Source organism: Streptomyces sp. ME19-01-6 (assembly GCF_033793745.1).
In the GTDB taxonomy this organism is placed as follows: domain Bacteria; phylum Actinomycetota; class Actinomycetes; order Streptomycetales; family Streptomycetaceae; genus Streptomyces.
On record NZ_JARAXF010000030.1, the window covers coordinates 88,466 to 100,348 of the forward strand.

General features: G+C 68.1%; 9 protein-coding genes and 2 pseudogenes. 5 read left to right on the forward strand and 6 right to left on the reverse strand.

Annotation, left to right across the window (positions count from 1 at the left end):
* Positions 1-173: 173 nt before the first annotated feature.
* The 3 genes from PV419_RS41225 to PV419_RS41240 form a co-directional block, all read right to left on the reverse strand.
* Complete coding sequence (locus PV419_RS41225) at positions 174-935, reverse strand: GNAT family N-acetyltransferase (protein WP_319697874.1); 762 nt, start codon at positions 933-935, stop codon at positions 174-176.
* 161 nt (positions 936-1,096) lie between these two features.
* Positions 1,097-2,173 carry a hypothetical protein gene (locus PV419_RS41230; protein ID WP_319697876.1) on the reverse strand — a complete coding sequence of 359 codons (1,077 nt, stop codon included), beginning with the start codon at positions 2,171-2,173 and terminating at the stop codon, positions 1,097-1,099.
* Between the two features lie 171 nt (positions 2,174-2,344).
* Complete coding sequence (locus tag PV419_RS41240; protein ID WP_415925488.1) at positions 2,345-4,081, reverse strand: IS110 family transposase; 1,737 nt, start codon at positions 4,079-4,081, stop codon at positions 2,345-2,347.
* Between the two features lie 452 nt (positions 4,082-4,533).
* Between PV419_RS41240 and PV419_RS41245 the strand changes: the two genes are divergently transcribed.
* Complete coding sequence (locus tag PV419_RS41245) at positions 4,534-4,800, forward strand: hypothetical protein (RefSeq protein WP_319697878.1); 267 nt, start codon at positions 4,534-4,536, stop codon at positions 4,798-4,800.
* Between the two features lie 654 nt (positions 4,801-5,454).
* On the opposite strand, the pseudogene PV419_RS41250 reads toward PV419_RS41245, so the two are convergent.
* Positions 5,455-5,580 (reverse strand): annotated as a pseudogene (locus PV419_RS41250) (IS5/IS1182 family transposase); the annotation flags it as partial.
* 1 nt (position 5,581) lies between these two features.
* On the opposite strand from PV419_RS41250, the pseudogene PV419_RS41255 reads away from it, so the two are divergent.
* The 3 genes and pseudogenes from PV419_RS41255 to PV419_RS41265 form a co-directional block, all read left to right on the forward strand.
* A pseudogene (locus PV419_RS41255) lies at positions 5,582-5,940 on the forward strand (transposase); the annotation flags it as partial.
* A 119-nt stretch (positions 5,941-6,059) separates the two neighbouring features.
* Entirely contained in the window at positions 6,060-6,974 is a 915-nt protein-coding gene (locus PV419_RS41260) for a prolyl oligopeptidase family serine peptidase (RefSeq protein WP_319697880.1), read from the forward strand.
* Between the two features lie 371 nt (positions 6,975-7,345).
* Positions 7,346-9,025, forward strand: coding sequence for an IclR family transcriptional regulator domain-containing protein (locus PV419_RS41265; RefSeq protein ID WP_319697882.1), 1,680 nt, complete (start codon positions 7,346-7,348; stop codon positions 9,023-9,025).
* 30 nt (positions 9,026-9,055) lie between these two features.
* On the opposite strand, the gene PV419_RS41270 is transcribed toward PV419_RS41265, so the two are convergent.
* Together PV419_RS41270 and PV419_RS41275 are read right to left on the reverse strand one after the other, a co-directional pair.
* The gene (locus PV419_RS41270) at positions 9,056-10,150 is read right to left on the reverse strand and encodes an MFS transporter (protein WP_319697883.1); all 1,095 of its coding nucleotides are present in this window, start codon (positions 10,148-10,150) and stop codon (positions 9,056-9,058) included.
* A complete protein-coding gene (locus tag PV419_RS41275) occupies positions 10,119-10,415 on the reverse strand; it encodes a hypothetical protein (RefSeq protein WP_319697884.1) in 297 nt (98 codons plus the stop codon). Before PV419_RS41275 ends, PV419_RS41270 begins: the two co-directional genes overlap by 32 nt.
* A 738-nt stretch (positions 10,416-11,153) precedes the next feature.
* Here PV419_RS41275 and PV419_RS41280 point away from each other — a divergent pair.
* Positions 11,154-11,672, forward strand: a complete 519-nt coding sequence (locus tag PV419_RS41280) for a hypothetical protein (RefSeq protein WP_319697886.1) — start codon at positions 11,154-11,156, stop codon at positions 11,670-11,672.
* Positions 11,673-11,883 lie beyond the last annotated feature (211 nt).

The following is an 11,883-nucleotide window of genomic DNA, read 5'->3' on the forward strand; positions in this document are numbered from 1 at the left end:
TCTGTGAGGCGGTCCAGCCGTTCGTAGAGGGCCCGTGCAAACTGGGCGCGGTTCTGTGATAGTGGCCAGTTGAGATCCCCCACTGGCGGCCCAGCTGGCGGGGAGTTATCTGGCCGCCAGTGATCACTCCGCTTGAGGGGGCCGCGTCGGCTTGCCGCAGCGGAGCCCTGGCCTCACCGGGCCGGAATGTGCGCCGCTCCGAACCGACGCTTGGCCATGCCGAGGCGTTCATACGTGGCGATGGCCGGCGCATTGCTGGTGAGCACCATAAGCGCGGCGCGGCCGTAGCGGTTGACGAGGGCGTCCAGGACGAAGCCGGACACGGCCCGGGCAAGACCGCGGCCGCGGGCAGAGGGGTGGGTGACCACCCCACCCATGAACCCGCACCCGGCCGCAGACCACGCGTCCGCCGCGACCGCCAGCGGCTCCACACCGGCGCTGCCGTCCACCTCTCCGACGACCCCGGCCCAGCTGCGCACGCCCGCGCGCCCCGGCTGCGCATAGGAGTCGGGGAAGAAGCGATCGAACAGCGACGTCGCCTCCTTCTCCTCGCGGGCGTCCAGCCACCGCACGCCTGCGGTGGCGACACCGGAAGGGGACGTGGTCTCCATCCAGAAGAAGTTGTGGACAGGCACCAGGCCGGGCAGCTGCCGCACCAGCGCATCGATCAAGGCAGCCTCCCCCAAGAGCCGGTAGGACGGGCCGACCTCCTCCAGGACCCGCCGCACCAATACGACCGCGTCGGCGCTGTCACCCTTGACTGCGAGCCGGTCCTGTTGCCGGTTTGGGCTGGCCACCGCCAACGCCGCACCGTGGCGCCAGGCCCGCACCCCCGGCCCCAGGCTCTCGCCGCCTTGTCCCTGGGCGGCCCAGATCAACTGCCCGTGGCCGGCCGCGGCCTGCTCGATATCGCTGAGTCGTGCAAGTTCCTCCATGCGCCGTGCTTACCAGGTGTTCCTGGAACCCCGCTGTGTCCCAGCACTCATCGATCACCGACTGTGATCATGTATCTGGCCATACTTGGAGAATGTGAAGTGGCCGCCGACACAGCGCTTCTGTCACCGGCTACGGGAGGGTGTGTGACAGGCCCGACAGTTCATTGGATCAGGTCGGTGTGCGGATGCTCGGGGGAGGCCGGGCAGACGTAGATCTGCATGTTGTCCGTGCTGCCTACTTCTACCCTCGTTGGCTGCGAGGGGTCCTGGCCCGGGTAGTAGGAGTCCGCGAGGGCGGCGGCCTGGTCTTCCTGCGGCGCCCAGCTGCGACCTTCACCGCCGTCCCACTCCCAGGAAGCGATCGTCAGTAGCGGGACCATCTGCTCCTCGCTCACAGCGCAGTACCGGGAGTTAGGGTCGGTGCGGCCCCAAGGGGGCCAGCCGCCGACCTTCCAGCCGGGTGCGTTGCCCAGATGAATGGAATAGAAGTCGCGCGGATGCTCCGCGTAGGAGCTGTCCACGTCCGCGCCAGCTGCCTGCCACCTGTTCCAGTTCTCCAGCATCCGCTGCAGCTCCGGGCTCAGATCCAGGCTGTTGGGGTACTCGGTGATTGCTTCTGGCGCCAGCACGCACGGCTCTGGCACGTAACCCGGATAGTCCGCCTCGTACGGTTCCGGTGGTGCGGCGAGGATGTCGCCGACCTCCGCGGCCGACCGCCAGAACAGTGCGGTCGCCGGCTTGTAATCCGGTTCGTGCTCGTACGGGCACCAGAGGATCTGAAGCAGATCGGCTTGCCCGGGCGGCCGCAACAGGGGTATGTCACGCAGGAACAGCTGAGCCACGGGCAACATCGGGACCGGGCATTCGGCGGGCCATGGAGGGCCGGCGTCGAGCCGTTCAGCGAGCCACGCGGCATTGCGCTCCTTGAGCGCTTCTTCCTCGGGTGTGAACGCGGAAGGTCGGTCATCAGGGCGCCACCGGGACTGCAAGCGTCTCTGGAGCCGCACTTCGGTCGGTGACCGGCGGAATCCAGTGTCTACGTGCAGGTGCGCGTCTTCGCAGTGCGGCCACGGCTCCCCAGCCGGCCACAGCAACGGCCCGCCGACCGAGCTGTCCCTGACCGAAGGCGACCCCGGACGCGGATGCAGCCGCATCGCAGGTCGCGCCAGAGGAGCCAGCTCGGGAAAGACCGCGGTCACCTCGACAGGACGCGGCGGAGTAGTGCGTACGAAACCCATACCGGTGATCCTGCCACCAGCCACTGACTCCCCTGCCGCCTCAATCCGCCTCAGCGCTCAACTGGCTGCAACGCCCACCAACCCGGCCACGGTGACAACAGGCCTGCCTATGTGGCAAATATCGCGCCACGGCTCACGGATTATTTTATAGCAGGCCGGAATTCGCACGTGTCAGAACTGAAAATCTATGGACTGGACGTGCGTGAAATCCGCGCGCAGGCCATCGGCCCGGGTGCCCCATTCCGTGAAATGCGACTCGGTAATGGCCTCCGCGACGATCGGATGCAAGTCTTCCTCCGTCGCTCCGGCTTCCTGAAGCTCCAGGATCTGCTTCGCGTAGGTGGGCGAATCGGGGTGGTGATGGTGCGTATGCGGCCGTCGTCCGAGCTGCCCGTGCAGGTGAATCCGAAGTACGCGGTCACTTCCACCATCATCCCGCTGGAGGGGGACGCCTGTTCGCGTGCCTGTGCTCTGACCGGAAAACTCGACGGTCAGATAGGCATGGCGAGGTAGCCCCCGGGGGCTTGGGCGGTTCCGGGGGTTGCTGGTCGTTCGGGGTGTGGGCCGGTGTGTCAGGTACCTGCCGGGGTGGGTGACGTCGTGGCCGAGGGCGGTGAGCTGGCGGATGAGGTCGCGGGTCTTGCGGGCGGGGTCGAGGGTCTTGGTGTGCCAGTCGGGGCCGAGGTCGCGGTAGCGGGCGGTGGGGTCGTTCATGAGGTGCCAGACCGTGACCAGGATGGAGCGGGCGACGGCGACCAGGGCCTTGAGGTGGCCTCGGCGTTTGACGATGCGGCGGTAGCGGGCGCCGAGGAACGTGTCGGTGCGGGCCGCGGAGACGGCGGCTTCGCCGAGTGCTCCGCGCAGCCAGGGGTTGCCTTTACCCGCGGGCCCGGAGGTGTTTTTGGGGCCGGACTGGAAGGTGCGGGGAGACAGGCGGGCCCAGGAGGCCAGGTGGTCGGCGGTAAGGAACACGCTCATGTCGGTGCCGATCTCGGCGAGGATGACCTGGGCGGTGGACGGCCCGACCCCGGGTATCTCGTCCAGGCGCTCGATGTCGGTCAGCGGCATCAGCATGCCCTGACCGGGCCGGTCGTCGTCGTGGTCACCGTCCTGGTCGTCGGGGGTCGTGGAGAGTTCGCCGAGACGGGTGGTGATGCGGACGGTGAGCTTGTCGATCTGCATGGTGAGGTAATCGATGGTGTCCAGCAGCATCCGCAGCATGAACGCGTGGTGTTCCTCGAACCCGCCGGCCAGTGCCTCTTCCAGCGCGGCGGGAGAAGCCTTGAGGGTGCCGTGCGCGAGGCCCGCCAGCGCTCTGGGACTGCGTTCGCCCGCGATCAGCGCTTCGAGCATGGCGCAGCCGGAGACCCCGAAGATGTCGGAGATCACCGAGGACAGTTTGATCTGCGCGTCCTCCAGGAGTTTCTCCGCCCGCTGTTTGTGCCGGGTGCGCTCGTGGGTGAGGACCGCGCGGGAGCGGGTCAGGTCCCGCAGCTCGCGCACCGGCTTCGGGGGCACGAACGAGGCCCTGAGCATGCCGCGTTCGGCGAGCTTGGCCAGCCACACCGAATCGAGCTTGTCAGTCTTCGGGCGGCCGGGGACGTTCTTCACATCCCGCGCGTTGACTAGCCAGCACTCAAGCCCCCGCGCCTCCAGGAGGAAGAAGAAGGGCTTCCAGTACGTCGAGGTGGCCTCCATCACCACCCGGGTGATGCCCTGGCGTATCAGGTGGTCCGCGAGATCCAGGATGGCGCCGCTGGTCGCGGCCACGTGCCACACCCGCTGCACCCTCCGGCCGGGTTTGTCCTCGTGCGGTACTCGGGTGCACACCATCCCGGACGCCTTGGCGATATCGATCGCCGCGACCCGCTCCCACCAGTTCCGGACCCTGCGCGCTCTCCTCGGCATCCGCATCCGCCACGGGCGAGTGCCCCTTTCCGGTCGTTCCGTTCGTACAGGCGGCGCCCGTCCCAAGGGGCCACGGGGAAGACGAAATCTGACCGGCGTGCTCTACGGCAACAAGGCAGGGCCCCGCAGCGGCCCCTGCACCAGACTGACCGGCGGGCTTGGTGTCCCAACGAGCTACCGGAGTCGGCGAGCGGGCGCCGCGATCATGTTTTCACGCCGGCAAGGCGTTACCCGACAGGGACCAGAAGGACTGACCTGCTGAAACATGAGAGGGAGCGCGGCAAGAGGGGGCGCGGAACCGGCTCCGGTCCGCAAGCGTCCACGGCACGGACGGCGCGGAGGAGGTCACCCGGACCGCGGACGGACGGGACGCTGAACCGGCGGACCACGGGACAGCCACGGCATCTCCGGCAGCGGCAGAGCCCTCGAACCCGTCGGCGGTCCGTGCCCCTGTGGACGGCGAGAAGCCGTCCGTCCCGGACGATGCGGACTGCCCGCAGGATCGGGAGGCCGACGACGAGTGGTTGGTGGAGCTGCTGCCGATCGCGCAGGCCGCGACTGAGCAGGCCGGACGAATCAGTCGTGACGTGGTGGCGGGTGCTGTGCGCAAGCACCGGGCGATCAGCAACGACCGGCTTGGGCTGCTGCTGGCCCGGCTGAGGAAAGAGGCCGAGGGTGCGGCGAGGACACCCGCCGCCGCTTCCAGTGCCCTCCAGTGATCTCATCTCATGAGTGGCCCCGGGGCCTGTACGTCCGCGCCGTCCAGGCCCCGGCCGGTCAGTTCGATCAGGAAGGAACGATCACGTGGTCTCGCCGACGCGACCGGGCGGAGGACGCCGTCTGCGCCGATGCTGTACAGGCGGCGTCCGCGCTTGCAGCTCACCTCCAGGGCGGGGGCGAACTTCAGCCACTCCAGGTGGATGACGTTCCGCTGGCCGATGGTGAGGTGGTCTTCGCCGACGTGACCTGCTCTGCCGCCCGCTTCTATGGAACAGAGGTTGCCTACCCTCCCTCGACCAGCGGGTACTTCGAGGACCACCCGACCTTCGGCCGGCGGTGGGTGTCCAACGGCCGCCTCGATGCCCGCCGGCGCCAAGAGGCAGAGGATGCTGCCCTACCGTAGTGGCGCGATCACGCCATGGCCCGAGTGGTGCTCACCTCGGTCGGAGTACGGCTCAGGCCGACCGGATCGCGTGACTGGCTGCCGTTCGACCATGCTCTCCTGACCGGAGTCGCCGCCGAGGAACAGCGGCCCGGCGGCACCGTGGCTGGGCGTGGCGATCGAACGCCTTCGCAGCCCTGCCGCATAAGAGGTCGTTTTCTCCCGATGTTTCATCCAGAATTGGTGTTTGATCCTTGAGTGTCCGGTCGCACCAGGAGATGGTGGCTTCGCCGGTGAGACGGCGGGCTATCAGGTCGGTCACGGCGAGGTGGATCATGGCTTCGGAGCGGGCGGGCAGGGTCTCGTAGTCGCGCGCCAGGCGGCGGTGGAACATCAGCTCCGGCGCCAACATGCACGACAGCCTCGGCCTCAAGCCGCTCGTGCGCGGCATCCCACCGATCCGCTCCCGCCGTGGCCCACGCCGCCGACGCCCGGCCAAGCTTCGCGCCGGCAAGGGATACAACTACCCCCACCTGCGCCGATGGCTGAGCAAGTGAGGCATCCGCCACCGCATCGCCCGCAAGGGCATCGAATCCTCCACCCGGCTGGGCCGCCACCGCTGCGTCGTCGAGCGAACCGTGTCCTGGCTCGCCGGCTCCGCCGCTTACACCGCCGCTACGAACACAAGGCAGAACACTTCCTCGCCTTCGTCGGCATAGCCGCCGCCGTCATCAACTACCGCCGACTCACCAACTGAAACGACGTCTTAGACCTCGCCCGCACGGACGACAAGCAGCTTCTTGTCATGTCAACGTCACATTTTCCAACCGCTGCTCTTGTCGCCGGCCGTGGCGCCGGTGGGCTGAAAGGACGACGATGTACACCCGCACCCGTACGCGATTGATCGTCGGTGTGGCCCTTGCCGCACTGACCGCAATCAGCACTTCGAATCATGCGACCGCCGCTCCGTCCCGGGCCGCCCAGACGATCAGCAACATCGAGTACGCTCCGGCTCAACCCGCGGGCAGCAAAGGACACCTCCTCGACCTCTATCTCCCGGACACCGGCAACACACTGTGGCCGCTCGTGATGTCCAGTTCCCAGGCCGTCTTCCCTGCGCAGGTTTACGACATCAAGGCGGCCGTCCGCTGGCTGCGCGCGCACGCCGCCCAATACCGGCTCGACCCAGACCGCTTCGCCCTCATGGGTGACTCGTCGGGGGGATGGGTCGCCGACATGGCCACCATGACCGGCGGCGTGGCCTCGCTGGAGGGGGACATCGGCACGACTGGTGTATCCAGCTCCGTCCAGGCCGGGGTCGGACTGTTCGGCCCCACCGACTTCCTCCAGATGAACGCCCAGCGCCTACCAGGCGGGCTCGACCACGATGCCGCCAACTCCCCCGAGTCCATGCTCATGGGCTGCGCGATCCAGACCTGCCCGGACAAGGTGGGGCAGGCCAACCCGATCACGTATGTGGACCAGAATGACCCGCCCATGCTGCTCGCACACGGGCAGGCGGACCTACTGGTACCGCACGGGCAGAGCGTCCTGCTCTACGACGCGATCAAGGCAAAGTGCGGCAACGCCCGCTTCTTCTCTGTCCCGGACGCAGGTCACGGCGCGCAGGACGTGCTCAATCCCTCGCACTACGGCGCGCAGACCGTCCGCACCACCACCGGCTGTCAGGAGTCCACCAGCACGGGTGCTCCCGACCTCAGCTGGGACACCATCGCGGAGTTCCTCGACGACGCCCTGAACGTGGGCGGCACGTCCACCGCGCGGCGCTGACACACGTTCGCAACGTTTGGTGGCCACCCGGCCTTCGGCATGCTGACCGCACTCCGACCCACCACCACAGCTTCCAGGTAGTTCGGAGAGTGGCCGGCATGCACCCGCAGCGGATCCAGTCCGATCCTTGCGCTTGCAGGGCCAGTGGTGGCAGCCGAAACCCGACCTCCGAAGGAGGCGTACACACCGATCCGGTCGTGGGATCCGGATCGGGCAACGTCTTGACCGTCACCCTCCAATCACTGCTCACTTCTCGGATGACTGGCCGGACTGGAAAGATGGCGCCTGTCCGGCGCGGGCCGCCCGCGCGATGGTGACGAGGTCGACGGCCGGCACCGCGACCTTGCTGATACAGCAGCACGGAGGCCCCCATGCCCCTGCCGCCCAGCCTGGTTGCGGCACCTACCGAGGCGACACCGGCCGAAGCGGTCGCGCCGTTGATCCGCGGCACGGTGGTGCTGCGCGCCCTCGACGACGCCGGCGGGGCGCTGAGCCTGCCCGAGCTGGAGCGGGCGACGGGCCTGGCCCGCTCCACCCTCGACCGGATCGCCGGCACCCTGGCCCGGATGGGGTACCTCCGCATGGACGGCCGGACGGTGCTGCTCGCCCCGTCGCTGATGGAACTCGGCAACGCCTACCTGGAGGCGCTGCGCCTGCCGGATCTCCTCGCCCCCTACGCCCACGAACTCGCCGGTGAGCTGGACGAGTCGGTCTCGCTCGCGGTGGCCGACGGCGACGGCGTCCGCTTCATCCACCAGACCACGCGGCGCCGCGCGCTGTCCGTCAGCTTCCGCGTCGGGGACCTGCTGCCTGTCGAGCGCTGCGGGCCGGGCCCCCTTCTCGCCGCGGGCTGGAACGAGGCGGACTGGGCACGGTGGCGGCGGCGCCGGGCGGCCGATCCAGACGGCCTGGGGTTTCCCGCGTTGCCCCCGGGTGATGCCACCCGGGTGCCGACGGACGCGGAGTTCACCGTGTGGGCGCGGCAGGCGGGCGAGCAGGGCTGGGCGCTGGACGACCAGCTCATCGAGCCGGGCCTGGTCGCGCTCTCCGTGCCGGTGCACGCCCCGGACGGAACCGTGGCCTGCGCGACGAGCCTGGTCAGCCACACCAGCCGGCACAGCGCCGAGGACCTGCGTGAGCGGCTGCTGCCCACGGTGCGCGCGACGGTCGCCGTGATGGAGCGGCGGCTGCGCGAGGCAGAACAGCCGGAGCCGGAGCCGCACGGTGCGCACCGGGCGTCATGGATCTCCGCCTCGAAGCAGGAGCTCGGTCAGGACTTCGTCGGATCGCTCGCCCGCGGGCTCACCGTGCTCACCGCCTTCGGCACGGGGCGCGAGGAACTGACCCTCACCGCCGTCGCCCAGGCGACCGGGCAGGCCAAGGCCACTGCCCGCCGGGCCCTGATCACACTGGCCCACCTCGGGTACGTGACGGCCGACGCCGGAACCTTCCGCCTCAAACCCCGCGTACTGGCGCTCGGCTACGCACCCCTGTCCCGCCTCCGGCTACCGCAGATCGCCCAGCCCCATCTGGAGGCACTCACCGAGCGGGTGCATGATTCGACCTCCCTTGCGGTGCTCGACGGGGACGAAGTGCGCTACACCGCCCGCGTGGCGACGCGGCGGATCATGAGCGTGGACGTCACCGTCGGAACCCGATTCCCGGCTCATGCCACCTCGATAGGTCGAGTTCTACTCGGCGCCCTCCCCACCGCCGACCGGGCCAGGCTCTTGGAGCGTGCCCGGATGACTTTCCTGACCCCGTACACCGTGACGGATCGTGAGGAGCTGGCGGCCGTTCTGGACCAGGTGGTGGCCAGCGGATACTCGCTGGTCGACCAGGAATTGGAGGAAGGACTGCGGTCCATCGCCGTCCCGGTCCGGGACCGCACCGGCCGCGTGGTCGCCGCGGTCAACGTCGCCACGCACACCGGCCGGCGCAGCACGCAGGAGATCATGACGGAGGTACTGCCCGAGCTACGGGCGACGGGCGACGCCATCACCGCAGACCTTCGCGTTGCAGGCCGTTTCACGCGTGTTCCAGAAGTTTGAGGGAGCCGGACTCCGAAAGTCGGCCCCCGGTCAGCCCGGGGCAAGAGCAACTGCTCGCCCCTCCCGCACGAACACGTAGAGCACCGCGCCGGCGATCATGAGCGCTCCATCGATGTACACGGCCCCCACCCAAGTGCCGTACGCGTCGAAGAGCGCGCCGCCGAGCGCCGGGCTGATGACCGCGCCGATCTCCCCGACCAGGTTCCACATGCCGAACGCCGCACCCCGCTGGTGTTCCTCGACCAGCTCGGCGACGAGTGCGTGGGCCATGGGTTGCAGGGCATTGAAGAACAAGCTGGCGGTGAACAGCAGCACCGACATGACCACCAGCGACGGCTTCCCCGCAGCCTGTAGGTAGAACCCGAACAACAGCACCAGCACGCCCTGGAGCAAGGTGAACCAGACCAGCAGAGGCCGACGTCCCCAGCCGCGTGTCCTGGCCCAGTCAGAGAGCCGGCCGCCGGCCGGGAAGCCGATGATGCCGGCTCCGGCGTTGAAGGTGGCGACCAGTGCGGCCTCGGTGAAGGAGCTGTGGGCGGCGTCGGCGACGATGGACACCGACCAGAAGCTGAAGAACCACAGGTTCCACAGGATGGCGATGGCCGCGACGCTCAGCAGCATCGCGTCCCGATTACGGACGATGGCGCCGGCGTCCCCCGCACGCCGGGAGAAGATGACGCCCACCAGGACCAGTGCCAAAGCGGTCTCGGTGACGGCCACGCCCCAGGTGGGCATGCCCGCGCCGTCGGCGACGAGGTAGACGGCCATGATGGCGGCGCAGAAGAGGACAGAGGTGGTACCGAGCCGCAACGTGGCTCCGCCCATTCTCAGCAGCCCTCCGAGCCGGCGTAGATACGGCATCATGACCAGGCCGAAGAGCAGAGTGACACTCCCGAGGATCAGGAACGGCATGCGCCAAGCATCATCTTTACCGAGGACATCGACCCCGAGATCGATCATGTACGGGGCACTGATCGTGGCGATCGTGAGGCCCAGTGCCAACCCGGTGATGACCACGCCCATTCCGAGGCTGACCTTGCCGGGTGGGGAGTGCCGAGCGATCAGGGTGCGGTCGTTGGAGTAGAGGACCCCCTCACCGAGCCAACCGATCGCCGAGATAGCCACCGGGGTACTGGGTGAGCATGTAGCCCGCGAAGAAGAGGCTGCCGATCAGACCACCCAGTGCGTGCGGATGGCTGGAGGCGCCGATCATGCCGATCTTGTTGTCGATCAACCAAGTCACGACCGGTCCGGTGATGGTGCGATCGGCGTAGCTGAAAACCCAGCCGGCCAGCAGCACGGCCCAAAGCGTATGGTACGGCTGCCAGCCACGGACTTCTCCGGCGACGGCTGAAGCGTTCAGACTCTCGCTGGTCGTGTGCGGCTCCACCGGGATCTCCTTCCCTTCATGGATGTGCACACCAAACGGGGTTCGCCATACGAACTCTTTTTCGCCATTTCCGAGGGGCCGCATGCTTCCACCACCGCAGGGTTCCGTCAACAGGTTCACCGCTCCCAGCAACCAGGGGTCGCGCAGGCTCCCACGCACGTCCCGCAGCAATCGCCGGACCGGCCGAGGGCCACTTGACGCGCATCACAGCCAGAGGACACCAAGGCCCCCATGCTGTCCTTTCGGATATAGCGGATTGACCACCTATATGGGTCTGCCGACCGCCAACTCGGCAGAGTAGCGCGCCGCCACATGGCAGCCCGTCAATGCCCCGAGCACACCTGCCACGTGGACGAGTCGATTGAGTACACCACCACCGCAGGGCAGACTCCACGGTCACCGAAGCTCGGGCACGCCACACCGCCGACACAGTCCGGAAACGCCCCGTGCTCCATTAAGTGTTCGTTGACCCCTCACATGCCCACCCCTATCGTCGGGCGCAGACCGGCCACCAACGCCTGCCGGTCACCCCCTCCCCCGAGACGAACCATGAAGGGTTACTCGATGACCAGACCATCTGCCCGACGCGCAACCGGCTCAGGAGTCCGAGCCCTGGTCCGTGAGTGTCGCGTCATCCGCGCCGTCGGCGCGCTCATCGCCGCAGTTGCGCTGATTGTCATGTCCGCGTCAGGCGCAGCCGCGCACCAATCCGCTCCGGATCGTGTTCAGGCGAACACCATGGGGTTCATCGGCTGCTCGATGGGCGAGAACGTCGCCCAGGGGTACCGAGCGGTCGGTGGACAGACCATGTGGGGCCCCTACGGAACGGGCGGCCTGGTGGTCCAGTCGTGGACCGATACGAACTCCGCCGCCTGGCAGAAGTTCGACCAGCAGGCAAGCCAGTACGGGAAGCCGACTGCCGTATGGGTGCAGATCTGCATCTTCCAGAACCCAGGCGCCACCTACAATGAGGTGAAAGAGCTCATCGCCAACGCGCGCCAGCACGCCGCCTCCGGTGCGAAGATCTACATCACCGGTCAGCCGCTCTATCCCGGCGGCAACGTGTGTTTCCTGGCCGGCGCCAACGGCCCACAGCTGACAGACGACCTCGCCAAGCAAGCGGCCGCCGACAGCACGCAGAACGTCACCTACCCCGGGGCGTTCCGACTCCAGAACAATGAGGTCGCAGACGGCTGCCACGCCAACACCGCCGGCCAGGCCTCGCTCGGCCGGCAAGCCCTCGCGTTCTGGGGGTAAGACCCTGACCTGCTAATGGCAAACGCGCAGTCTCACCTGCACAGCCCCCAGCACGGTGAGACTGCGCACCCAAGCCCCGAGTGTGGCCCGGCAGTTCGAGGGCGGTGAACAGTTCGTGGCGCACCGCGCGGGTGGTGGGGCGGGCGTGGAAGGTGATGCGGCGGATCTCCTCAGCAGGTTCGAGTTCGCGCAGGCAGCTGGCGACGGCCAC

Excerpts from the sequence above, each read along its gene's own strand:
- PV419_RS41280 (WP_319697886.1), top strand. The coding sequence starts at position 11,154 with ATGGGGTTCATCGGCTGCTCGATGGGCGAGAACGTCGCCCAGGGGTAC.
- PV419_RS41240 (WP_415925488.1), bottom strand. The coding sequence starts at position 4,081 with ATGCCGAGGAGAGCGCGCAGGGTCCGGAACTGGTGGGAGCGGGTCGCG.
- PV419_RS41260 (WP_319697880.1), top strand. The coding sequence starts at position 6,060 with ATGTACACCCGCACCCGTACGCGATTGATCGTCGGTGTGGCCCTTGCC.
- PV419_RS41230 (WP_319697876.1), bottom strand. The coding sequence starts at position 2,173 with ATGGGTTTCGTACGCACTACTCCGCCGCGTCCTGTCGAGGTGACCGCG.
- PV419_RS41225 (WP_319697874.1), bottom strand. The coding sequence starts at position 935 with ATGGAGGAACTTGCACGACTCAGCGATATCGAGCAGGCCGCGGCCGGC.
- PV419_RS41265 (WP_319697882.1), top strand. The coding sequence starts at position 7,346 with ATGCCCCTGCCGCCCAGCCTGGTTGCGGCACCTACCGAGGCGACACCG.